Origin of the sequence: Bacillus sp. ISO11 (assembly GCF_003458115.1) — a bacterium.
Taxonomy (GTDB): Bacteria; Bacillota; Bacilli; order Bacillales; family Bacillaceae_G; genus Bacillus_A; species Bacillus_A cereus.
This window is the reverse complement of sequence record NZ_QXCO01000010.1, coordinates 161,736-186,532: the sequence shown is the minus strand read 5'-3', so window position 1 is coordinate 186,532 and position 24,797 is coordinate 161,736. Positions and strand designations below refer to the sequence as shown.

The following is a 24,797-nucleotide window of genomic DNA, read 5'->3' as shown; positions in this document are numbered from 1 at the left end:
AGTGGGTTCGATTCCCACCCCGAAATTTTTTAAAGATTGATATAAAAATTTCGAGGGTGGGGTGTTTTTTCGTCATGCTACCCTCGTGTGAGGAGGAGTTAGTATGTTGAAAAAACGCGACTTACACGACAGCCACGTTCTATACGAGTTAATGGTGGATCCAGCTGTCTTCCCTTTTGTGCGTCAAAAGGCTTATTCTTATGAAGAATATTTATTCTTAACGAAACAAACGATTGAAGCTGAAGAGCGTGGTGAATTAATTTCACGCACAATTTTAGATGAATGGGGTAACCCTATCGGAACAATTACTTTATTTGATGTGCAAGAAAAAGCTGGATTTCTCGGGACATGGCTTGGCAAACCATATCATGGAAAAGGCTATAACAAATTGGCAAAAGATTCATTTTTTAGTGAACTTTTCTATGAATTAGATATTGAAACAATTTTCATGCGTATTCGTAAAATAAATATTCGTTCTATTAAAGCTGCAGAAAAACTGCAATATGTGAATCTAGCAAACGAAACAAGAAAAGCCGTATATGATGAAATTAACGCAAACGAAGAAGTGTATAACTTATATGAAATTCCAAAAGATCAATACACACTTGCTACAATGCGAGATACAACCTTCCAAGATGCTCATCAATTAAAAGAAGCGTAATCTAAATTTTCTGAAATGATAATCAATCGTTAACATTTTCCATATGCGTATATCCCCTCATGTCTTTGGAAACGATAAATAGTAACTTTAAGACACGAGGTGATTTGTAATGGATAAAAAGAAACGTGATAAAGCAAAAAACACATTATCTAGTACACAAGAAGTTCTCTATCAACGCGAATTTCAAAAAGCAGATCGTGCAGCAGGATATCGCTCGAAAAGCATTTAAAGTGAAAATGAATAATTAGAAGTTTCCCCCCTAATTATTCATTTTCATTACATAATTTTCTCGACTGATAGAAGTAAGCAAAAAAGCCCCTTATACATAAGGGACTTTTTTGCTGTGGACAACTTTATCCACAAAACCGATGAAATTGTTAGTAATTTTCAAAAACATTTAATATTTTTCTATATTAAAGCATATATCAGCTGTTTTAATTGTGGATATTTTTCTAAAAATTGTGGACAATGTGGATATAGTTGTTAATATTCCGACTTTACTGTTTAATGAAAGCGCAATCCTTTTGTGGATAACTCACTAAATTTTCTTTAAAAATAATAAAGAACCCTCTTTACATATACAAAGAGGGTTTCATATTAAGTAAAAGATTGTGCAAGAGCAGGTGATTTAATAGGTATATGACGCGGTTCTGCATGATTTTCCGCCAAAATTGCATCTACAATATGGCCAGCTGGCTCTGGAAGATAGATGCTTTTCATTGCTTCTTTCATTTGAAGAAGCTTCACATCATCTTGTAATAATGCCTCTGTTTTTGCAAAAACCTCACTATCATCGCGAATGACAACTGCTGCTCCCTTTCTTTCAAAGTACATCGCATTTTCATTTTCTTGTCCTGGAACAGGCTTATATAAAATGACAGGTACTTGCAACGCTGCTGCTTCACTTAATGTTATTCCGCCTGGCTTCGTAATCATACAAGAAGTAACACGGAATAATTCATCAATATTTTCAACATACCCAAACACTTTTAATGCATCGGAATTTTGCTTCTGTAAACTTAATAAATCCTGTTTTAAAGCTTCATTTTTCCCACAAACGACAACTACTTGTAAATTAGGCACTGACATAAATGATTGGCATAGTTCTTTTACATTTCCTAATACCCCATGAGCACCTGCTACAATTAGTAAAATCTTTTTATTCTTACATAACTGATATTTATTATATATGATTTCTGGATTTACCTTTAACTCAAAACTACTCCGAATTGGAATTCCTGTTTCAACAATTTGTTCCGCAGGTACACCGATATCAACCATCAATTCTTTCACATGATCCGTTGCAACAAAATAACGATCTACTTCTCGATGAATCCATATTTTGTGCACGCAAAAATCCGTTAATACGTTATAGACAGGAATTGAAATACCTGTTTGTTTCTTTAATTCTGGTACAGCGATAATTGGAAATGTATTAATTACAATATCTGGTTTCTCCACCTGTAAAAGTGTTTTCAAACGTTTCCTTCCAAAGTTCGCATACCAAGATGCTATTTTCTTATCATAAATTTTTTCTACCCCGTAATAAAACAAACGATATAATTCTTTTCCTATTGTATAACTTTTTAAATATAGATATTTTGTAATGTCAGTTATAAATGGATGTGATTCTCCAAACAAGTCGCATACAATAACATCTTCAATTCCTTTTTGGCGAAATGTTTGTTCTAATGTTTTTGCTACTTGCACATGACCATTACCGTAATGTGCAGTTAATATTAAAACCTTGGGGTTTTTTATCAAACAAATCCACTCCTAGCTTTTTGTTTCTCCATATTGCATATACGACAATAGGAAAAACATTTTCCTTAAAAATTACATAAACAGATTTTAATAATTCCCTTTCAGCTATGTACCTGTCGTGGATATGCAAAGCATATAAGATTGACCCCTTAATCCTATCTGTGCTCATATCTTTACATTATACTTTCCTATAAGAGCTTTCGCAATAACTTACAAATGTTCTCTATTCCATGATACTCACTCTTTTACTTCTTAATTCTTTTTACTATTTTGATTTCCCTTTACAATTATGTAAATTTCTCCATTTATTCCGTACAAAATTATGGATATTCTATTTTCAGTATACTCTTTTATCAATATATACTCTAGATTTTATTGTAAAGAAAGCAAAAAGCCTAATCCAATATTTGGATTAGACCGCTTGTAAAATATATTTAGCATGTTCTACATTTTTCTCAGTAGGTGGTTCTACATTTGCGAGTGGATACTTGTGTCCAAGCGCCTCCCATTTATATACACCAAGCTTATGATATGGTAACACTTCAACTTTTTGAACATTAGACAGACTTTGAATAAAGCTAGATAGTTTTTGTAGATCCTCTTCATTATCCGTAACACCAGGAACTAATACGTGTCGTACCCAAATCGGTTTATTCTTATCCGATAAATAACGAGCAAATTGTAAAATATGTTCATTTGGTTTCCCTGTTAATTTACGATGCTTTTTGGAATCGATATGTTTCAGATCCAATAAAACTAAATCTGTATAATCCATTAAAATATCTAGCTTATTTTGGAATTCTGGTTCCTCAGAATAACAACCACCAGAAGAGTCGATTGTTGTATGGATACCAGCCTCTTTACACTTTTTAAACAACTCAATTAAAAAGTCTAGCTGTAATAATGGCTCTCCACCGCTAACTGTTATACCGCCTCCGGAAGCTTCAATAAATGGAAGGTAACATGTCACATCCTGCATCACTTCTTCAACTGTTATTTCTTTACCTTTACCGATTTCCCACGTATCAGCATTATGACAATATTGACAACGTAATAAACACCCTTGTGTAAATATGACATAACGAATCCCTGGGCCATCAACAGTACCACAAGACTCTACAGAATGTATTCTTCCTTTTACCATGTTACTTCCTCCTTTATTGAAACAGCCTCCCTTCGCTATATATTAAGAGCGAAGGGACACTTTTTTCATTTACATGCTTTCATGCATTGTACGGTTAATTACATCAATTTGTTGTTCACGAGTTAATTTAATAAAGTTTACAGCGTAACCAGATACGCGAATTGTTAATTGTGGATATTTCTCAGGATGTTCCATTGCATCCATTAATGTTTCACGGTTAAATACGTTAATATTTAAGTGGTGGCCTTCTTTTACTGCATAGCCATCAAGCATTGATACTAAGTTACGTACTTGTACATCATCTTCTTTACCAAGTGCTTTCGGAATAATAGAGAATGTATTAGAAATACCATCTTGTGCATCTTCATATGGTAATTTAGCCACAGATAATAATGAAGCTAATGCACCTTTTGTATCACGTCCATGCATTGGGTTCGCACCTGGTGCAAATGGTTCTCCAGTACGGCGGCCATCTGGAGTATTACCAGTTTTCTTACCGTATACAACGTTAGATGTGATTGTTAAGATTGACATTGTATGAACAGAATTTCTGTATGTTTTATGTTTACGAAGTTTATTCATAAATGTTTTTACAAGATTTACAGCAATCTCATCTACACGATCATCATTGTTACCGTATTTAGGGAAATCTCCTTCAATCTCGAAGTCAACTGCAATACCATTTTCATCACGAATTGGTTTTACTTTTGCGTATTTAATTGCACTTAATGAATCTGCTACTACAGATAGACCAGCAATACCTGTTGCCATTGTACGAAGAACGTTTGTATCATGAAGTGCCATTTCAATACGTTCATAGCTATATTTATCATGCATGTAATGGATAACATTTAATGTGTTTAAATATAGACCCGCCAACCATTCCATTGTCATATCAAACTTATGCATAACTTCTTCATAATTTAATACTTCAGAAGTAATTGGTGCGTACTCAGGACCAACTTGTGCTTTAGATTTTTCATCTTTACCACCGTTAATCGCATATAATAATGCTTTCGCTAAGTTTGCACGAGCTCCGAAGAACTGCATTTGTTTACCGATTCTCATTGCAGATACGCAACATGCAATACCGTAATCATCGCCGTATTCAGGGCGCATAATGTCATCATTTTCATATTGAATTGCTGATGTTTTAATAGACATTTTCGCACAGTAGTTTTTAAAGTTCTCTGGTAATTGTTTAGACCAAAGAACAGTTAAGTTTGGTTCTGGAGCTGGTCCTAAATTATCTAATGTATGCAAGAAACGGAATGAGTTCTTTGTTACTAATGGACGACCATCTAATGCCATACCACCGATAGATTCAGTTACCCAAGTTGGGTCACCAGAGAATAATTCATTATAATCAGGTGTTCTTGCGAATTTCACAAGACGTAATTTCATAATGAAGTGATCTACAATTTCTTGTACTTCTTCTTCTGTTAAAGTACCATTTGCTAAATCTCTTTCAATGTAAATATCTAAGAATGTAGAAGTACGCCCAAGACTCATTGCAGCCCCGTTTTGCTCTTTAATCGCTGCAAGGTATGCGAAGTATAACCATTGGAATGCTTCTTGCGTGTTTGTTGCTGGCTTAGAAATATCGAAGCCATGAGAAGCGGCCATTTCTTTTAACTCTTGAAGTGCACGCATTTGCTCAGATAACTCTTCGCGTAAACGCATTGTATCTTCGCTCATTACACCGCCAGTTAAATTTAAATCAGCTTTTTTCGCTTCAATTAAATGATCAATACCATATAACGCTACTCGGCGATAGTCACCGATAATACGTCCACGTCCGTATGCATCTGGAAGACCCGTAATAACACCTGATTTACGTGCATTTCTCATTTCTGGTGTGTATGCATCAAATACACCTTGGTTATGAGTTTTTCTCCAATCTCTAAAAATACGACTAAGTTCTTTATCCATTTCGTATCCATAAGATTCACAAGCTTGTTCTGCCATACGAATACCACCATATGGTTGTAAAGAACGTTTAAATGGTTTATCAGTTTGGAAACCGACTACTTTTTCAATATCTTTATTTAAGTATCCAGGGGCATGTGATGTAATAGAAGAAACAATTTTTGTATCCATATCAAGAACGCCACCGTTTTCACGTTCTTTCGTTGTTAAATCCATTACTTGATCCCAAAGTTGTTTCGTTGCTTCAGTTGCTTCTGCTAAGAAAGATTCGTCTCCTTCGAAAACGTTTACATTATTTAAAATGAAATCGCGAACATCAATCTCTGCTTTCCATTTTTCACCTTTAAAGTTTTCCCATGCGTTTTTAACATTTTCTAATACTTGAGTCATCCTAATCTCCTCCATTTTTGATTAGTACAGGACTAAGATTTTTTATATAACAGCTTACACACTTAGAATACTACTTTTTTACGAAAGTGAACGAAATAGTTGTGACATGTTTGTGAAATATTGAGCAAACCACTATATATATAGTGTTAACTTCATTTAAAAGTCTTTAAAATTAACCCTTTCCTTAATTGTATTTTTTTGGTATCCTTATATACGAGTCCTATTTTGTAATATAAGAACAATACCCATTGTAGAGCTGTAATACTCTTATCTCCTAATCTGTTATAGTTTTTATAACAGAACAAAAAAGTGTACACATGTTGTACACTTTTTTGTTACTTCTATAAAACATCTCTTTTTCTATTGCCATCATAGAATCCGCCACGATTGTCTGTTAATGAAATTATTTGCTCTAGTCCCTCTATATGATCACCTATAATTCGAAGTACAGCTGGAGGGTGACCTATTTTTGCGAAATGTTCACTGGGACGAATACGGTTCATCTTATCAACCTCAACACGATATACACATGCAATTTCAAATCCAGACAGAAGAGCCTTCACTTGTGCTACACAAGGTGACAATAAAGATTTATACCCAATTGCTTTCAAACACTTTTGGCTAAATGCATTAGGTACCGCAATAAGTGAGCCTACCCCTAAATCCTTTCTATCACAAGCTAAATTTAGTGCATACTTAAATGCAGTTACAAGATGAAGTGGTACTCTTAAATCTAAATAGTGATTTAAATCATTTAATGCGACGTCCTTTCCATCTGCTATAGCTTTTGCAAAAGGATATAGCTCACTCGCTGGAATAATAAAATCGCCGTCTATAAATAACACAATTTCTCCTTTGGCAAAATAAGTTCCAAGTGAGCGCCCTACATCATTTCCGAGTGCTTCTTTATATACAATTGTCGTTGCCCCTTTGTCTTTTGCAATTTTTTTCGTTTTATCTGACGAACCATTTACGACAACGATAATTTCGAAGGGTTCAATTTTGCGAAGCTCTTCTATAACGTTTCCAATTGTTTTCTCTTCATCTTGTACGGGAATAACAACAGATAGTTGCTTTCCTTTATACAAATTAGATGTGACGCCCCATCCTTGATAAAACTCTTCAAAACTTAAAGTATGATAGACACTATCCCTTTTCCTATTTCCATCATAATATCCTCCGCGCTCATCACTGCTTAATATCCGTGCCGCTACTGCTTCTATATGATCACCTATCATTCTTTTTTCAGATTGGGAAAGATTTGTTCCATATGCAGCATGCTGGAATGGACGAAATTTATTTGGCGTAATAACGTCAATGGCGCAATGACGACTAATTCTCCATTTACTTTGAAGTAGGCGTAAATGAGCCACAATAGGATTAACAAAACATTCATATCCGATGCTTTGAACGACTTCTTTCGTCAGCGCATGAGGTACATCTAATAAAGAATTAATTTTTAATTCTTCACGCTCTAACATTGCATTTAATATTTGGCGCCATACTGTAATAGAAGTAGGTTTTTGCCTTTTTAAAAATAATGCATCCAAATTATTTAAAACTACATCTGCCTGATCGTATAAAATCGGATTAAGGAATAATTTTAATTTTGAAGTTTGAATAGCAAAATCACCATCTATAAATAGTAATACATCACCTATCGCATGTTTTGCGCCGACTGCACGTCCAACATCGTTCCCTAGTAGCTCTGTATGTTTGATTACTTTACACCCTAAACGATCTGCAACATCTTCTGTTCCATCATTACAACCGTTTGCTACTACAATAATTTCTACTGGATTTAATGGTCTTACCGATTGAATAACGTCTGAAATCGTATCGACCTCATTACATGCAGGAATAATAACAGATAATGACTTAGCCATTGTTTTGTTCACGAAACCACTTAATTGTTTCCTTCAATCCGTTTTCCCACGTTACTTTCGCCTGAAATTGAACAAGCTTTTTTAATTTTGTTACATCTGGTCTTCTATTTGGAATTTCTTCAAAACCATGAGGATATACTTCTTCAAAAGGCACTTGTACAATCTTCGAAGAAGAATTCGTTAATTTTTTAATTACTTCTGCTACTTCTTTTATACTCTGTTCATTCTCAGAACCTATATTAATAATCTCACCATTTACCTTCTCATCCATTGCCCGAATTGTTGCTTCTACCGCATCACTCACATACGTAAAACAACGTGTCTGCTTTCCATCTCCATATACGAGAATGTCTTCTCCTTGCAAAGCCGCACTAATAAATCGCGGGATTACCCCTGCATACGGACCATCTTTCGCTCTTGGACCATAAATATTAAAATATCGAACAATCGTTACCGGTAAACCTTCTAATGCGTATCCTAAACATAATGTCTCTTCCAACGTTTTACAAACTGCATAACTCCAACGAATTTTAGAAGTTGCCCCGTATAATCGATCTCCCTCTTCAGAGAAAGGCGGCTTGGCCTTACCATATACTTCTGAAGTAGAAGCAAAAACTACTTTCTTCTTTCCTTTTAACGCTGCTTGTAAAATATTTCTCGTCCCATCAAAATTCGTTTCTATGAGCTCTATACTTTTTTCCATTGTTGTTTTCACACCTAAAATTGCTGCTAAATGAAACACGACATCATGCTGATCTACTAATTCATAAATAGAATTTTTATCTAAAACACTTATTGGAATAACACGGATTTTTTTCATTAACTCTTTATGGTACTTATTTTTACCTTTATAAAAGTTATCCACAACAGTGACCTCATAACCTCTTCTCATCAACTCTTCAGCTAAATGCGACCCGATAAATCCGGCCCCACCTGTAATTAAACATTTCTTACTCATTTACTCACCTTCTTTACAATCCCGCGTGTATCTATTACTCGGTCCATTCCTTTAAAAAGCTTCCAATCAATATTAGAATGATCCGTTAAAATTAAAATACAATCCGCTTTTTTAACTTTTTCTTCATCTAAAGAAACAGATTGATACACCTTATCTCCAATTTCCGCGAAAGAAATATAAGGATCATGATATTCTATCTCGTATCCTTGATTTCTTAATAATTGAATAATCGGTAACGCTGGTGATTCTCTCAAATCATTTACATCTTTTTTATACGCAATCCCTACAATTAACACCGTTGCAGGTGATTGCACCACACTTTTTACTTTCCGGACCATTTTCTCTGGCATTTCTTCATTAATTATATGTGCTGCCTCAATTAATTGACTAATTGCCCCATTCTTTTTTATTCTCCATTGAAAATATAAAGGGTCTACTGGAATACAGTGTCCCCCTATCCCTGGCCCTGGCCAATATGGAGTAAACCCAAATGGTTTTGTAGATGCCGCTTCAATGGCCTCATAAAAATCAATGCCTAAACTTTCACATAGTGTGTTTAGTTCATTTACTAAAGAAATGTTAACTAAGCGCTGAATATTTTCAAATAGCTTGCACATCTCTGCTACTTTCGGAGAGCTAACAGGTACAACTTCGTCAAAAATGGTACTATATAAATCCTGTACCTTTTGTCTACACTTTTCTGTTTGTCCACTAATAACTTTTGGAATAGCTTGAACTGAATATTGACTATTTGCTGGATCAATTCTCTCAGGGGAATATCCGATATAGAAATCTTCCCCTACCTTGTTACTATTTTGAGAAATAATAGGTATGATGACTTCTTCAAGTGTGCCTGGATATGTGGAGCTTTCAAAAATGAAGGTTTGTCCTTTTTGAAGGTTTTGTTGTATATAATGCGAAGCTGAAATGAGGGCACTTAAGTCTGGTTCTCTTTGTTCATTAATTGGAGTCGGGACAGTGACAATAACATAATCACTACTTTGAAAATCAGCAATGCCTTGATCCGGTGTGTTTACTGTTAATTTTTTTTTCGTCAATAAACTTTGTAACTCTTTAGAAGAAACATCTGGAATATAACTTTCTCCTTTTATAATTGAGTCTATTTTTCTAATATCTTTATCTAATCCAAGTACTGTATGCCCTCTTTCTGCAAAATGTACCGCTAAAGGAAGGCCAACATACCCTAACCCAATAATAGCTACTTTACTACTATTCATTTGTATTCTCTTCTTCCCTTCTCAATTGTTGAATGATATCTCTATCTCTATCTCCATCAGTAAAGCCACCACGTTCGTCCGTACGTTGTAATAAATACGTAACCGCCTCAAGTTGATCACCGAAAATACGATCAAACGCTGAAATACGCCCATTTACAAATTCGTGTTGCTCTGGACGTACTCGATTTGTTTTTATAACATCTACTAACTCTACTGTTGTAATAGAGAATCCTTCTAAAATAGCTTTCACTTGTGCTAATGGCGGAATGATAAGGGAGTCATATCCTATTTTCTCTATTACCTTCTTATGCATGGCATGTGGTACAGCAGTTAGTGAGTTATTCCATAAATCTGGTCTTTTCGCTACCAAATTCAAAAAGTATTTTCCCATACTAATTGGATCTGCTGGATGAAACATATCTAATAAGCATTGTAAATCATTTAACACCACGTCATTTCCATCTTCAACAGCATGTAAAAATGGAGTGAGTTTTTTTGCTGGAATAACAAAATCACCATCAACGAATAAACAAATATCTGCCGTAGCATGCATAGCCCCTATTGCTCGTGCTACATTATGTCCAAGCGCCTTCGTAAATTCAACTACAATAACATTCTCTAGCTTTGCCTGTTTAACAGTCTCAACATCTGCTCCATTTGCGACAACTATAATTTCATCTACACCTGCTTCTTTCACTTCTTGTATAACAGACCTTATAATTATTTTTTCTTCTGATACCGGGATAATGGCACTATATTTCGCTTTTTTCTTTTGTAATAAAACTGGTTTATACTTTCCTACAAACGCTCTATCTCTATTGTCCTCTGAAAAACCACCGCGATTACCGTATGTTTCGATTACGTATTGTAAAGCACGCAAATGATCACCCATAATACGACTAGTCGCTTTCGGATAAGGAGAGCCAGGTGATGTGCCCGTATGGACAGGACGAACTTTATTTGTGTAAATGACATCAACTGAAGCCATATCAGAAATATCTACTCCTCTAGACATCGCCATCGCTTGAAATAATGCTGGATCTGCTAAATTCCACCACCCCAGTTTTTCAATCACTTTACGACTTATCGCATGTGGTATTGCAATTAAAGATCCTACAACAAACTCCTTCTTGTTCAAATAACGATTTAACATATATTTTCCAACCGTCGTATAATGCGGTCTCATCTTCAAATAAACGGACCATGTTAAATTATTTAAAACAATCTCATGTCCTTGCTGTATTCCTTTAATAAAATTGTATAATTCTTCACTTTTCATGACGATATCACCATCTAAAAATAAAACAATTTCACCTTTTGCTTCTCTAGCACCAATTGCCCGTCCCACATCATTACCAAGGGAATATCTATAATAAATCACACGGCAATTATGCTGTAGCGCTATTTCTTTCGTACCATCTGTCGATCCATTATCTACTATGATAATTTCATATGGTTCGAGCTTTCTTACTTCTACTAAAACTTTTGATAAAGTACTTGCTTCATTATGCACTGGAATAACAACTGACACTCTCATACTTGTATCACTCTTACCCTTCCAAGCGAACATAAGCAATAATAGGAATACGCACAACTACATCTTCTGGTGGTCCATAAGAAGGAGAAGTACGAACAATTACTGCCCCATCCGTCACAGATAAAAGAACGCCTGCAATGATTTCTACAGCTGTCACAACTTGCACTAGTTCCCCAACATGGTTACGTAATTCATCAGTAAATAACATATATAACGCTCCTTTCTTACGCTTCTTTAATTGATATAATACTTGTAAATGGTAATAAAACTTCTGTTCCTATTCCTTCTTGCAATGTTAAGAAGTCATCACCAACTGCTACAATAACGCCTGTTAACTGTCCCACTGTCACAGTAATTTCTACGTTTTTACCTAAATACTGCTCTGCAATTTCTTTAAAAGGTGATGTAGTACATTCTTTTAAAATGTTACAAATAATAGATTGAAATCTACTTGATTCAATAACTTCTTCAGTAGCTTGCTTAGAGTTTCTTTGAATAAATCTCGCGAAGTTTTGTGAAAATAAAAGTCTTTCCACAGCAGGTAATAACTTATTATCTAAAAAATAATCTAATTGCCTATTAAACAATCTCGATAATTTATTCCAATATTTTCTGAACAGACACATACACTTCTCCTCCTATTATTTTTAGATTATAAAATTTCACATCCATACATCTTAATGTATACAAAATAGATATTTTTGTGATAGGTAAGACATACATTTTCTAAAAGAAATATTTGGTTCAAGGCATAAAAAAAACTATCCAAAAGGATAGTTTCTTACACTTCAATATTCCGCAATATCGAATAAATATCGTTATTCACTTTACCAAATGATTTAATGTTATTTTGAATGTTAGATAATAAAACAACATATACACTACCATTTTTACTAAATCCGTTTAAGCAATTCCATCCTGGCATTACACCGTGATTCGAATAGCTTCCTGGGTCTACGTACCATCCAAACCCGTAATCCTTTTTTCCACCCGTAAACATTTGATCGTAACTCTCTTTTGAAATTAATTTACCAGAGAATAGTGCTTCGTTAAATAAATATAAATCATGCGCACTTGTGTATATATCACCACAACCATATAGTTGTGACATGCTCGGAATATTAGGTGTTGTCATATTATTATTTACTATTTTATAACCCGTTGATGGGAATCTTGTTTGTTCTAACGCTGTGCCAAAACCAGAATGTTTCATACCCGCAATAGCAAAAATATGTTGTTTAATATATTCTTCGAGCGACTGTCCACTTACCTTCTCGGCAATGTATGCAAGTATAGAGTAGTTCGAGTCAGAATACTTCCATTTCTCTCCTGGACCACCAATACGCTTTTGATTTCCTATCCGCTTTATTAGTTCTTCATGAGAAATATCTTCTTTTCCCTGCTCATATTCGGGAATCCCTGATGTATGTGTTAATAGATGTTTTAGCTGAATACTATTACCTTGAGGAAAATTTGGAATATACTTTGCAACAGTATCTTCTACTTGTAATTTATTTTGATCTTTCAACTGCATAATAGCAGTTGCTACAAATGCCTTTGAAATAGAACCAATATAAAAAGTCGTCTCTGAATTATTCGGTACTTTCTGTTCTTTATTTGCCATACCGTACCCTTTATTCAAAAGAACTTTTCCATTCTTTACAATAACAGCTGTCCCGCTAAATCCTGCGTTTTGTAAATACTGGTCCAATTGAGCGTTTTCATTAATTTCTTGAGGTGGTCCCTCGGGAAGCTTCTCCACAGCTTGCGCTTGCTTCACTTGTTCTTCCTGCTCTTTTTGTTTTTGCTTCTGTACTTCTTGTTTCTTTTTTTCTTCTTTCTTTTTTAGCTCTTCTTGTTTCTTCATTTCTGCTGCCGCTTTTAAAGTTTCTTCTTTCTTATTATGCGCAACAATTTTTGTATACATAAAATATACAAGTGATAATAGTAAGACGAGAATGATTGTTCTTTTTATGTATACAATCGGCCGACGTACTTTCCCATTCGCATTATTTTTTTCCTGATCCATAATTGCTTTTTTCCCCTTACTCACCAATAATTTAATTCCTCTATTAAAGATTTATTTTAGTAGATTATGGATAATCCATTCTATATCATCCCTACTTTATCACGCACTGCACATATTACCAACCTATATGTACAAAAAAGAAAAAGAAAATTTACAAAAGTAAGATTCCCGTTAAATTATTAACAAAAAAAAGAGGATATCCTCTAAAAAATTGATTTTATCAATCTTTTTGGACATCCTCTTATCTCATTATTTATACGTGTTTTTTCATATCATCGGCAACAGATTCAACATTTGTACCTACGATAACTTGTACACTTGTATTACTTAATTTCATAACACCTTTTGCACCAGCACGTTTTAATGCTGCTTCATTTACTTGACCAGCATCTTTTACTTGTAAGCGTAGACGTGTTGCACAGTTATCAATAACTGTTAAGTTTTCTTTTCCGCCTAAAGCTGCTACGTAAGTTTCACCGATTGAACCTGCAACTGGTGCCTCACCATCTTCAACTAACTCATCGTCATCTTCACGACCAGGAGTTTTTAAATCGAACTTCTTAATTAAGAAGTAGAATACTATGAAATAAATTGCTGCGTAAATTAAACCGATACCTGCTAGTAAGACTGGTTTTGTTGCAATACCGAAGTTTAAAGCGTAATCGATTGCACCGGCACTAAATGAGAAACCATCATGAATGCCAAGCGATGTTGTAATGAATAAAGAAAGACCTGTTAGTACAGCATGAATAGCATATAATACTGGTGATAAGAACATGAATGAGAATTCAATAGGCTCTGTAATACCAGTTAAGAATGAAGTTAATGCTAGACCAGCTAACATACCAGTAACTGCTTTACGCTTTTCTGGTTTAGCAGCTGCAATCATTGCGAAACATGCTGCTGGTAAACCGAACATCATAACTGGGAAGAAACCAGTCATAAACATACCTGCTGTTTTGTCACCTGCAAGGAAACGAGCAATATCACCATTAACAACATTACCTGCTGCATTTGTAAAGTCCCCAAATACAAACCAGAAGTATGTGTTCATTACGTGGTGTAAACCAATTGGGATTAATAAACGGTTTAATAAACCAAATAATCCTGAACCAATTGCACCTAAATTAACAATTCCATGAGCTAATGCATCAATACCATTTTGAATTGTTGGCCAAATTTGTGCAAATAGAATTCCTAATATCAGCATCACGACTGATGTAACAATTGGAACGAAACGTTTTCCAGCAAAGAAACCTAACCATTCTGGAAGTTTAATCTTATGGAATTTATTATAAAGAAGTCCTGCTATAACACCAACAATAATACCACCTAAGACTTTCATATCTACTTTAGTCGATAATTCAGCAGCCTTAGATACTTGTGTCATTGTATCCGCAAGCTTAGATGGATCTACATTTGCGCTATTACCTATTAAATCTTGGACTTTACTTAATTTACCTTGTAATTCAGCAGTTGAATACCCTTTGCTAAGTGCATCAATACTATTTTTCATAACAAGATAACCAATTGCACCTGCAAGACCTGCTGCACCACTACCATCCACTGAAAGACCGATTGCAATACCAATTGCAAAAATAAGTGCTAAGTTATCAAAAACTGCTGCGCCGGCCTGTGCCATAACAGGAATATCAAATACATCTGGTTGCCCTAAACGAAGCAATAATCCTGCTGCTGGTAGTACTGCGATCGGAAGCATTAAAGCTTTACCAATACGTTGTAAAAACTGCAACATTTTAATTCCCCCTAATTAAATTTATGAAATCGTTATCATTATAAGTACGCTTTAGAAAACGCTTTCTATTACATAACCATAATAACATATAGTTGTATAGATGTGTAGTTTTTATTTCTGAACTTTTTATGGATAAATCTCCTATTTCCAAACTGTTATATAAAAGGAAAATTCTCCTTTTTAAAATACAGAATACTCGAAACGAAAGACCTATTATAGCACATTGAACTTTCGTTTTATCATTCCACTTTTTCATGTTATTATTTATTTCCGAGCATATCGGGAAAAGTAAACTTAGTTAATTCAAAATAGGAGCGTTGGTACTATGCAGTGCATTGAAACAAACAACTTACAACAGTTGTTAGAACAAGTAAAACCATATACGAAAAAAGGAAAACTTGCTACTTATATCCCCGAACTAGGAAATGCAAATCCAGACGATTTAGGGATTGCCATTTTCCATAAAGAAACAGAATATATCCATGCAGGCAACTCACAAACACTATTTACTCTTCAAAGTATTTCCAAAGTAATTACACTTGCCCTTGCCCTTTTAGACCGTGGTGAAGAATATGTATTTTCTAAAGTTGGAATGGAACCAACGGGTGACCCATTTAATTCTATTATTAAGTTAGAAACGACAAGTCCGTCCAAACCCCTTAATCCAATGATAAATGCAGGAGCTTTAGCTATTACAAGCATGTTAGCAGGAAAAGATAACGAGGAAAAAATGGAACGTATTCTTCATTTTGTACGTGAAATAACAGATAATCCTACTATTAATTATTCCTCTAAAGTTGCCGATTCAGAACTAGAGACAGCTTACCTAAACCGTTCACTTTGTTATTATATGAAACAAAACGGAATTATCGATTGTGATATTGAAGAACTTATGGATTTATATACTCGTCAATGCGCAGTTGAAGTAAACTGCATCGATTTAGCACGTATCGGCTTAATTTTTGCAATGGATGGATATGATCCATATAAGAAAAAACAAATTATCCCTAAGCATATTACAAAAATTTGCAAAACATTTATGGTCACATGTGGTATGTATAACGAATCTGGTGAATTTGCAATTCGTGTTGGTATTCCTGCAAAAAGTGGTGTAGCCGGTGGTATTTTTGGCTGCGTAAAAGGAGACATGGGAATCGGTATTTTCGGACCAGCTTTAGATGCAAACGGAAATAGTATTGCCGGTTTTAAAATCCTTGAACTTCTTTCTGCTCAAGAAGGTTGGAGCATTTTTTAATCGCGAGTTATCCTGCTATACTAGCAGGATTTTTTATTTCGCCAAAACCTCACTTTTGTCAGTTATCAATCCTCTTACAAAAACAGTGCTGAAAGTTTCTCTATATCATGCATATTTGTTCCCCCCTCCTGAATAATATAGTACAACCTAGCGCTATATGTGGAGGTGTGAAAGATGAAACTAATATTTCAAATGGGAAAACAACCTGTTCTTGAAAAAACAATCCTTCTTTTTATATTGAGTATTGTAGAAAGCTTGAAGTTAAAAGTTGTTTCACTCGACGAAGCTCACCGATACATATTCAATTTAGAAGTACTTGAATTATTAATGGATCGGAACATCGATGATCAAGTACTTGAACTTATTCATTTCGGGATGGGACTTGAAGACATTTATCATGTGCTTCCTGAAGAACTTGAGCATACGATTGAGGAATTAAAGTGGCTTTGCATTCAAGTATTAAGTGAGTACAGTATGCATGAAGAATCCGAACAATTAATTGAAGATATACGGTAAAAAAGCACCTATGTAGGTGCTTTTAATGTTTTTTTAAACTATTTTTATACGCCTCAATATTTACTGGTAGCTCTTCCTCTTCCAAAGTATGTTCATTTACATCTTTATGAATGAACGCACCTTTAGGTGGTTGATGATCATGCCCTTTTTTCTTATGATCAAATGCTTTCCCGCGTCCCATACAAATCCCCCTTTCTTAAAAGAAATCCGTATTAGTATGGAGAAAAGTACGTCGATATATGCAATCTCTTGCTGTATTTCCAAGGAAATACTCGAACCTTGTTTTCTACTCTCCTTACAACAACTGATCGATCCCAATAAGAATTAATAACACTCCTGCGATAACTGTCGCCCATTTCCCTAAGTATTCTGCTAAAAATCGTTTTCCTACATACGCAAAACCACTAATACAAATAAAACTAAACACCCCAGAAATAGTCGCTGTAAGCCAAAGATTTAAATTTGTTACCCCTGCATCAAATCCACCTGCAATATTATTAATAGACAACGCAACTCCTAAAACAATTGCTTCTGAGAAACTAATTGTTTTAGAACCATCAAAATCTGCTTTTTCCGGATCACGTAAAATTCCCATAAGTACATTATCATCTTTAGAACCTGCAGTATTTTTTTGGCCCAAGAAAGGCTGACATAAAATAAACACACCGATTATCCCTAAAACGATTGCTCCAATCAGATTTGCTGTAAACTCTGAAATAAATAACGCAATCCAGTTTCCAAAAAATCCAGCTAGTAAAGTAAATAAAAATCCAAAGAATGCGATGATAAAATTGTTAAACCACGAAATACGAATTTTACGAATGCCATATGCAATTCCAACACCTGCATTATCTAAATTAGAAGCGATCCCGATTAAAAAAATTGAAAATAAGCCTACCGTACTCATAAATAGTCACCCCTTTTTCTCACTTTTCAATGCATATTATGAAAATGTTGAGCAACTGTGCCTGTCTGTTTCATATACTTGTAATAAATGCTCAATATTTTTTCAACACTAAAAAAGGAGTGCCTACACTATGGCTAATGAAAACCCGAATGATCGGCTTGGCAAATTAATAAAAAAACTTTTAAAAGAACGCGCCTTATCTATGCGCCAACTAGGAATACTTACAAATATTGATCCTGCAACAGTCTCAAGAATTATTAATGGTAAACAACCGCCAAAACAAAAACATCTACAAAAATTTGCAGAATGTCTTCAAGTTCCACCCCAATTGTTATTTGATGAAATGTACCCTGATTCTCCTCACATTAATAAAGAAAAAACAGATATGTACACATCTCTTGATACCATTCAGCAAACGCTGCAATCCTCTAACTTATTCGATTTCGATTACACTACAACTCGCGTAAAACAAGAACTCGAAAATTACGAACGCTATGCCCAGACAACAGAAGGCGAAAAACGTATTCATGACAGTTTCGCAAGCAAATTAGAGCAAATTGATAGTGCTGGTCCTTTTATTGAACAATTAACAGATATGTATCAACAATTTTGCAATGAAACCATTTCAAAAGAAGAACGTGCAGTTCTTGGAAGCGCATTACTGTATTTCATTTTATCGACAGATATTATTCCCGACTATCTCTTTCCAATTGGCTATTTAGATGATGCGATCGCCGTTGAATTAGCAAAAGAGAAATTACTTGAAATAAAACGAAAGACATAGCAAAATAAAGAACTATTTCAGTTGTTTATTTTCACCTCTGAAATAGTTCACTAAAAAATCGTACAAGTATACATACTCGTATGATTTTACTATACAAATCTATTTTTTCGTGTGGCACCATTCATATATAAATGCTGTTATTACTTTTGTAAATTCAATTAACTGTTCAATTTCAACTTTCTCATTTACAGAATGTGCTTCTTCTAATGTACCTGGTCCATATATAATCGCTGGAATATGAAACTCACTAAACCAACCGCCATCAGTTACCGTTGCAGACATATCTAAAATTGCATTTTTTGATAAAATAGACTCGTGTACTGAGCTAAGTTTTTTTACAGCTGCATGTTCCCTATCTACTTCTAATGAAGGGAAAATTTCACCACGATCTACAATCATTGATTCTCCGCCCCACTTAAATTGTGGCGGATTTTCACTTAACCATGGATCGGCAGCTGCTACCTTTCCAATATATTCTTCAATTTCTTTTATTATTTGTTCATGTGTTTCGTTCGGATAGAAGTGCACTGTTATCCATAACTGGCACTCATCCGCAATAAACGCCGCATGCCTTCCCCCCTCAATAACAGCTGGATTAATTGTTGTTGTTCCAGATGGATAGCCTTCATATGTTTTCATGACTGCCCAGTGACGCTCTAATTCTTGTAAGCTCTGCACAATTTTCATCATTTTTTCAATCGCACTCGCTCCAAATAAACGTCCTCCAGCATGGATCATTTGTCTGCGCGTTGCATCATGAAACGTTTGCGGACTTTTCACTGTAATCCATCCAGTAATGACACCACCTTGCCCTTGCATATGCAAATCACTCGTATCCACTACGACTGCAAAATCAGCATCGTAACCTCGCCTGCAGCATTGAAGTGTTCCTGCCTCTCCAACTTCTTCCCCTATTACTGATTGAAAGATTAAATCTCCAGGTAATTCAATACCAGCTTCTTGTAAAAGTTGAATGGCAAATAGCGCTCCAGCCAGCCCACCTTTCATATCTGCTGCGCCACGTCCAACTAACCAGCCATCTTTTATAAATGGATCAAATGGATCTGTTTCCCACGCCTCATCTGCTGACACTTCAGCTACATCCATATGCCCATTAATAATAAGACTTTTATATGAGTCACTTTTTATTCCTTTTTTTACCCCAACAACGTTCGGATCATTCGGATATACATCCCATTTATTAATACTAAAATTTCGTTTTCTTAAAAACTCTGCAACAAATTCTTGCGCTTCATTTGTATTTCTCGCTGGCGGTGCTGGTGTTTCAAAACGAATTAATGTTTTTGTAAGTTCTAACAATTCCTCTTTCCTTGAATCTATTTGTTTTAACAACTGCGAAATTTCTCGATTCATCGCTAATTCCCCTTTGCATACATAGTATGTTTCCAGCTTTATTTTCACAAAAAAAGAGACTGTTTACAATTTTACAGTCTCCTAATTGATCACTATTATAAACTCTCTACTTCCGTTATATTTGTCTTTTCAATATGCTCTACATTACTTCCCTTATTTCTTGTAGCACGATAAAACAGTAAACAAACAATCATAAATGGAATACCACAATACAATGCCATTCTTTGTTCTGGAATAAAGGCCATGCCAACGATTACTGTTACATTTAATACTAACGCAAGCAGTGGTACGAATGGATACAGCGGTGTTTTAAATTTCAGGTCTTTGACATCCCCGCCCTGCTTTATGTATGACCTTCTAGCTAATAAGTTAGATAGAGCAATAGATGCCCAAACTAGTATCGCTCCAAATCCAGCGATAGAAAGCAGCCATAAATAAACTGTATCTTCCGCATAAATACCTGATAATAATGAGAGACAACCTACAATTGTGCTTACAATCAATGCATAAATAGGAACACCGTTTTTAGATAACTTACCAAAAATCGGACTAATCATTCCTTGATTAGACATAGACCATAGCATACGAGAAGTTGCATATAATCCTGAATTCGCAACGGATAGAACTGCTGTAATAATAACGAAATTTATAATATCAGCTGCATAAGGAATACCAATTTTATCAAATACAACTACAAATGGACTTTCTATTACTCCTGCTTGCTGCCAAGGGAATAGTCCAGCAAGAATAAAAATAGATAGTACAAAGAAAACAAGTATACGCCAAACTGTATTGTTAATTGCCTTCGGGATCGTTTTCTCTGGATTTTCACTCTCACCTGCTGCAATACCAACTAGTTCTGTTCCTTGGAAAGAAAAATTAACTGCAATCATCGTAATTAAAATGGCTGATAATCCATTCGGAAACAGTCCCCCGTAATCAGTAAAGCTAGAGAACATCGGTGCTGGTTCATTTCCTTTCATATCTAGAAAACCAAACATTGCCGCCCCGCCTAAAATAATAAATGCAATAATTGTAATTACTTTAATACTTGCAAACCAAAATTCCACTTCCGCAAAACTTCTTGAAGATAACGCATTAATAGCAAAGAGCAGTACCGCGAACACTACACACCAAATCCATGACGGTACATCAGGAAACCAACGTTTCATCAAAATACTAACTGCAATTAATTCAATACCTATCGTAGCAGACCAGTTTAACCACGACATCCATCCCACTACATAACCTGCTGCAGGGGAAATATGCTTTGTCGCATACGTTTGATAAGACCCTGCGTCAGGCATCGCAACAGCTAATTCTCCAAGACAGAGCATCGTTAAATACATTACAAATCCACCGACAAGATACGCTACAATTGCTCCTCCAGGTCCAGCCTCATGAATCGTATAACCTGACCCTAAAAAAAGTCCTGTACCAATAACTCCACCGAGTGCAATCATAAATATGTGCCTACTTTTCAATTCTCTTTTTAATCCTTGGTTTTGATCCATCATATAAATCCCCCCTTTTCACTTTGCCAACCCATTTAATGTAAGCGTTTTTAAAAGTATTCAGTGTAAAAATAATGATTTAAAAGAGCAAAAATACACGTCACTTACATTAATCACTGCCTGTTACTAAAAGGTCATCCCTTACTGTTATTAATAATTTTTGATCAGCAATAGCTTGTCCTTCTACTACTTCTAATGATTCAATATAACCACTGATCCCTATCTTAATTTCTACTTTCTGTTTATCTATTGTTTCAATTAATGCTAATTTCTCCCACTCGTATACGTAAGAACTTTCCGTCACAAATAACTTCTCTACTTTTCCATAACAAGGACTATACACACCTTCTATAACTGTCTTCACTTTATAAATTCCTCCCTCTTATTAATTGACACCAAAACGTTGTATATCCTGTAAAAAGTCATATTCTCCCCTCTAGAGATTTCGAATATTATTTATGCAAAATACGTACCAAGTCTCTAATTCATGTATTAAATGAGAGTTTCATACAAAAAAATGTGCACAACCGCAAAATTTTTCGATCATTTAAAAAGTTTTAAACGAAAAATAGCAAAAATTTTTTGCGATTTTATAAGAATTTTAATAAAATTATAAAAAGTCAGTCTTCATAGGGTGAAATGAGGAGAAGATGTTACATGCATACAGAAGAAATTAATTTCAAACAAATTATTGAAATGAATATGCTATATGAAACTTTACTCAATGAACTCGATATCGGGATTCATATTATTAATGAGGAAAGTAAAACGATTGTCTATAACCGCAAAATGATGGAAATTGAATCAATGGATCGCTTAGATGTATTATATAAAAGTCCTTTAGAAATATTTGCATTTGAAGAAAATAAAAATAGTACTCTTATAGAGGCATTAAAATTTGGAAAAACAAAGAAAAATATAAAACAAACGTATTTTAACAATAAAGGACAAGAAATTACAACGATTAACGATACTTTCCCTATAATAGAAAATGGAAAAATTAAAGGCGCTATTGAAATATCAAAAGAAATTAGTAACTTAAAACAAACGATAAAAATAAGTCCTTCTCGAAAACAAAGCACTAAATTTACCTTTGATCACATAATAGGTGATTCTGAAGCCATTCAATCAATCATTACAGAAGGAAAAAGAGTAATTCGTACATCTTCCTCCATACTTCTCGTAGGGGAAACAGGCACTGGTAAAGAACTATTTGCACAAAGCATCCATAATGAAAGTCAGCGTTCAACCAAACCCTTTATTTCACAAAACTGTGCCGCTATACCTGATACCTTAATGGAAAGCCTACTATTTGGCACAAATCGAGGTGCCTTTACAGGAGCAATAGATAAATCAGGCTTATTCGAAGAAGCGAACGGAGGAACTTTGTTATTAGATGAAATCAACTCATTAAGTCCAGCACTTCAAGCGAAGTTACTACGAGCTATACAAGAAAAAACAATACGAAGAATCGGAGGCACACACGAAAAAGAAATTGATGTTCGTATTATAGCAACTATCAATGAAGATCCTTTCGAAGCCATCGCACATAATCGATTAAGAGAAGACTTATATTATCGATTAAGCGTCGTTACTTTATGTCTTCCGCCTTTACGTGAAAGAAAAGAAGATATTCCAGATCTTGTTCAGCACTTTATTGAAAAATATAATACTCAATTTGGGCTCAATGTAACCGATGTAGATGTAAATGTAAGAGAATTTTTCTATGCATACGATTGGCCTGGAAACGTACGGGAGTTGGAACATATAATTGAAGGTTCCATGAACTTGATAGAAGATGAAACCATCATTACAGCGTTTCATATGCCTACTCGCTTTCGTGAACGAATAAAAACAGAATTCAATATGCAACATGCACTAACTAATCACAATACTGATGCACCTAAAACTTTAAAACACACAATAGAAAAAATGGAAAAGAACTACATTAACCAAATTCTTAAAGAACATCATGGCAACATCTCACAAGCTGCAAAATTTTTAGGATTAAGTAGGCAAAACTTACAATATCGAATTAAAAAACTGCATTTACACATATGAAATAAACATGTCTCCAAGTGCAAAAAATAACTTGGTAAAATATGTTATAATAAACATATAACATGCTAGAAAGGGCTATATATATGAGTAATGATAAAAAATTAAAGTTATTACACTACTTATACCTTCTCCCTGCTGTTCTATGTATAATGTTATTCATTAATGGTGATATGAGTAGCTTTCCTTATGCAAAGCTATTAGGAACAATTAGCGGCTCCTTTGCAGCTATTATGCTTGCTGCTTTTTGGAATTTGAAGCTACGTATAAAAAACGAGAAATCTTCGTAATACTAAAAAAATCGAGCTACTTAGCCCGATTTTTTTATTTGCCATTAAAACTCAACATTCTCTAAATACAACCCACTTGCCTCAGCAAGACAATTAATTTGATTGCGCTGCTTTTCCTCTAAAATGTTTGGAATTGCTTCAGCGTCTAATTGTCCTAATCCAACTTCAATTAATGCCCCGACAATTTTTCTTACCATATTATGAAGGAAGCCGTTACCACTTACTCTAATTTGTACAAACCCTGCCTCTTCCATCACATCAAGTGTATATACTTCTCGAACCATAGATTTTTTCTTTGATTTCGCATTTGAAAAAGCAGTAAAGTCATGTGAACCAACTAAATGTTTCGCAGCTGCTTTCATGCTTTTCACATTTAATTTTTTATTCACATGCATGCTGTATTTACGCATAAATGGATTTGTATGCTCTTCATTCCAAATTTTATACAGATATGTTTTTGCTTTAGAATTGTAACGAGCATGGAAACGATCATGTACTTCTTCCACATTCGTAATGCTAATATCATTAGGTAAATATTGATTTAAATATTTTTTCACTTTATGTTCCACTAACTTCTCATCACTTTGAAAGTTAGCAACTTGATTCAAAGCATGTACACCAGCGTCTGTTCTACTACAACCGATAATTTCAATTTCTTTTCCGACCATTTCAGATATGACACTTTCGATTTTTCCTTGAATTGTATTATCGTTATTACCGAGACGTTGCCATCCTTTAAAACGTGCGCCATCGTACTGAATTGTTAATTTATAATTATGCATAATATTCTCCTTCATAGAAAATATT

At 34.6% G+C, this 24,797-nt stretch carries 24 protein-coding genes and 2 pseudogenes; 7 read left to right on the top strand and 19 right to left on the bottom strand.

Features of this window, described 5'->3' with window-relative positions; all coding sequences use genetic code 11:
- The first annotated feature begins 103 nt into the window (after positions 1 to 103).
- Positions 104 to 661, top strand: coding sequence for a GNAT family N-acetyltransferase (locus D1166_RS13700; protein ID WP_000914737.1), 558 nt, complete (start codon positions 104 to 106; stop codon positions 659 to 661).
- A 109-nt stretch (positions 662 to 770) separates the two neighbouring features.
- Positions 771 to 890: a YfhE family protein gene (locus D1166_RS13695; protein ID WP_000358482.1), complete on the top strand. Its 120-nt coding sequence runs from the start codon at positions 771 to 773 to the stop codon at positions 888 to 890.
- Positions 891 to 1,258: 368 nt separating this feature from the next.
- On the opposite strand, the gene D1166_RS13690 is transcribed toward D1166_RS13695, so the two are convergent.
- The 13 genes and pseudogenes from D1166_RS13690 to D1166_RS32175 form a co-directional block, all read right to left on the bottom strand.
- The gene (locus D1166_RS13690) at positions 1,259 to 2,425 is read right to left on the bottom strand and encodes a diglucosyl diacylglycerol synthase (protein WP_000594688.1); all 1,167 of its coding nucleotides are present in this window, start codon (positions 2,423 to 2,425) and stop codon (positions 1,259 to 1,261) included.
- 412 nt (positions 2,426 to 2,837) lie between these two features.
- Positions 2,838 to 3,569: a pyruvate formate-lyase-activating protein gene (gene pflA, locus D1166_RS13685; RefSeq protein ID WP_000238467.1), complete on the bottom strand. Its 732-nt coding sequence runs from the start codon at positions 3,567 to 3,569 to the stop codon at positions 2,838 to 2,840.
- A 69-nt stretch (positions 3,570 to 3,638) separates the two neighbouring features.
- Positions 3,639 to 5,888 carry a formate C-acetyltransferase gene (pflB, locus tag D1166_RS13680; RefSeq protein ID WP_000195464.1) on the bottom strand — a complete coding sequence of 750 codons (2,250 nt, stop codon included), beginning with the start codon at positions 5,886 to 5,888 and terminating at the stop codon, positions 3,639 to 3,641.
- Positions 5,889 to 6,040: 152 nt separating this feature from the next.
- Positions 6,041 to 6,261, bottom strand: a pseudogene (locus D1166_RS13675) (hypothetical protein).
- On the bottom strand, positions 6,230 to 7,774 hold the full coding sequence (locus D1166_RS13670) for a glycosyltransferase family 2 protein (protein ID WP_002100715.1): 1,545 nt from the start codon (positions 7,772 to 7,774) through the stop codon (positions 6,230 to 6,232). Before D1166_RS13670 ends, D1166_RS13675 begins: the two are co-directional and overlap by 32 nt.
- Positions 7,767 to 8,732 carry an NAD-dependent epimerase/dehydratase family protein gene (locus D1166_RS13665; RefSeq protein ID WP_000037023.1) on the bottom strand — a complete coding sequence of 322 codons (966 nt, stop codon included), beginning with the start codon at positions 8,730 to 8,732 and terminating at the stop codon, positions 7,767 to 7,769. Before D1166_RS13665 ends, D1166_RS13670 begins: the two co-directional genes overlap by 8 nt.
- A complete protein-coding gene (locus D1166_RS13660) occupies positions 8,729 to 9,970 on the bottom strand; it encodes a nucleotide sugar dehydrogenase (RefSeq protein ID WP_001088932.1) in 1,242 nt (413 codons plus the stop codon). The genes D1166_RS13665 and D1166_RS13660 overlap by 4 nt, the downstream gene beginning before the upstream one ends.
- Positions 9,963 to 11,507 (bottom strand): glycosyltransferase family 2 protein, encoded by a 1,545-nt coding sequence (locus tag D1166_RS13655; protein ID WP_001266461.1) that lies wholly within the window; start codon positions 11,505 to 11,507, stop codon positions 9,963 to 9,965. The genes D1166_RS13660 and D1166_RS13655 overlap by 8 nt, the downstream gene beginning before the upstream one ends.
- A 13-nt stretch (positions 11,508 to 11,520) precedes the next feature.
- The gene (locus tag D1166_RS13650; protein ID WP_000899469.1) at positions 11,521 to 11,715 is read right to left on the bottom strand and encodes an LSm family protein; all 195 of its coding nucleotides are present in this window, start codon (positions 11,713 to 11,715) and stop codon (positions 11,521 to 11,523) included.
- A gap of 16 nt (positions 11,716 to 11,731) precedes the next feature.
- Positions 11,732 to 12,133 carry an LSm family protein gene (locus tag D1166_RS13645; RefSeq protein ID WP_000335548.1) on the bottom strand — a complete coding sequence of 134 codons (402 nt, stop codon included), beginning with the start codon at positions 12,131 to 12,133 and terminating at the stop codon, positions 11,732 to 11,734.
- A gap of 155 nt (positions 12,134 to 12,288) precedes the next feature.
- Entirely contained in the window at positions 12,289 to 13,536 is a 1,248-nt protein-coding gene (locus D1166_RS13640) for a serine hydrolase domain-containing protein (RefSeq protein WP_000371841.1), read from the bottom strand.
- Positions 13,537 to 13,789: 253 nt separating this feature from the next.
- A complete protein-coding gene (gene nagE, locus D1166_RS13635; RefSeq protein WP_118043335.1) occupies positions 13,790 to 15,292 on the bottom strand; it encodes an N-acetylglucosamine-specific PTS transporter subunit IIBC in 1,503 nt (500 codons plus the stop codon).
- Positions 15,293 to 15,433: 141 nt separating this feature from the next.
- A pseudogene (locus D1166_RS32175) lies at positions 15,434 to 15,548 on the bottom strand (transcriptional regulator).
- Positions 15,549 to 15,617: 69 nt separating this feature from the next.
- On the opposite strand from D1166_RS32175, the gene glsA reads away from it, so the two are divergent.
- Complete coding sequence (gene glsA, locus D1166_RS13625) at positions 15,618 to 16,547, top strand: glutaminase A (RefSeq protein WP_001149850.1); 930 nt, start codon at positions 15,618 to 15,620, stop codon at positions 16,545 to 16,547.
- 174 nt (positions 16,548 to 16,721) lie between these two features.
- Complete coding sequence (locus D1166_RS13620; protein WP_000766604.1) at positions 16,722 to 17,063, top strand: DUF3969 family protein; 342 nt, start codon at positions 16,722 to 16,724, stop codon at positions 17,061 to 17,063.
- 22 nt (positions 17,064 to 17,085) lie between these two features.
- On the opposite strand, the gene D1166_RS31290 is transcribed toward D1166_RS13620, so the two are convergent.
- Together D1166_RS31290 and ytaF are read right to left on the bottom strand one after the other, a co-directional pair.
- A complete protein-coding gene (locus D1166_RS31290; protein ID WP_000532409.1) occupies positions 17,086 to 17,244 on the bottom strand; it encodes a hypothetical protein in 159 nt (52 codons plus the stop codon).
- 114 nt (positions 17,245 to 17,358) lie between these two features.
- On the bottom strand, positions 17,359 to 17,970 hold the full coding sequence (ytaF, locus tag D1166_RS13615; RefSeq protein WP_000108728.1) for a sporulation membrane protein YtaF: 612 nt from the start codon (positions 17,968 to 17,970) through the stop codon (positions 17,359 to 17,361).
- A 130-nt stretch (positions 17,971 to 18,100) separates the two neighbouring features.
- Here ytaF and D1166_RS13610 point away from each other — a divergent pair, with 130 nt between their 5' ends.
- On the top strand, positions 18,101 to 18,754 hold the full coding sequence (locus D1166_RS13610; protein ID WP_001262772.1) for a DUF1232 domain-containing protein: 654 nt from the start codon (positions 18,101 to 18,103) through the stop codon (positions 18,752 to 18,754).
- Between the two features lie 99 nt (positions 18,755 to 18,853).
- Here the strand turns inward: D1166_RS13610 and D1166_RS13605 are convergent, their stop codons facing one another.
- The 3 genes from D1166_RS13605 to D1166_RS13595 form a co-directional block, all read right to left on the bottom strand.
- The gene (locus tag D1166_RS13605; RefSeq protein ID WP_001078357.1) at positions 18,854 to 20,128 is read right to left on the bottom strand and encodes an acetylornithine deacetylase; all 1,275 of its coding nucleotides are present in this window, start codon (positions 20,126 to 20,128) and stop codon (positions 18,854 to 18,856) included.
- Positions 20,129 to 20,223: 95 nt separating this feature from the next.
- On the bottom strand, positions 20,224 to 21,645 hold the full coding sequence (locus D1166_RS13600; RefSeq protein ID WP_097856042.1) for an amino acid permease: 1,422 nt from the start codon (positions 21,643 to 21,645) through the stop codon (positions 20,224 to 20,226).
- Positions 21,646 to 21,751: 106 nt separating this feature from the next.
- Positions 21,752 to 22,006, bottom strand: a complete 255-nt coding sequence (locus D1166_RS13595; RefSeq protein ID WP_000859489.1) for a biotin/lipoyl attachment domain-containing protein — start codon at positions 22,004 to 22,006, stop codon at positions 21,752 to 21,754.
- 293 nt (positions 22,007 to 22,299) lie between these two features.
- Here D1166_RS13595 and D1166_RS13590 point away from each other — a divergent pair, with 293 nt between their 5' ends.
- Positions 22,300 to 23,703, top strand: a complete 1,404-nt coding sequence (locus D1166_RS13590) for a sigma-54 interaction domain-containing protein (protein ID WP_000556689.1) — start codon at positions 22,300 to 22,302, stop codon at positions 23,701 to 23,703.
- Between the two features lie 83 nt (positions 23,704 to 23,786).
- Entirely contained in the window at positions 23,787 to 23,990 is a 204-nt protein-coding gene (locus tag D1166_RS13585; RefSeq protein WP_000063854.1) for a hypothetical protein, read from the top strand.
- 44 nt (positions 23,991 to 24,034) lie between these two features.
- Here the strand turns inward: D1166_RS13585 and truA are convergent, their stop codons facing one another.
- Positions 24,035 to 24,772 carry a tRNA pseudouridine(38-40) synthase TruA gene (gene truA, locus D1166_RS13580; protein WP_000553118.1) on the bottom strand — a complete coding sequence of 246 codons (738 nt, stop codon included), beginning with the start codon at positions 24,770 to 24,772 and terminating at the stop codon, positions 24,035 to 24,037.
- Positions 24,773 to 24,797 lie beyond the last annotated feature (25 nt).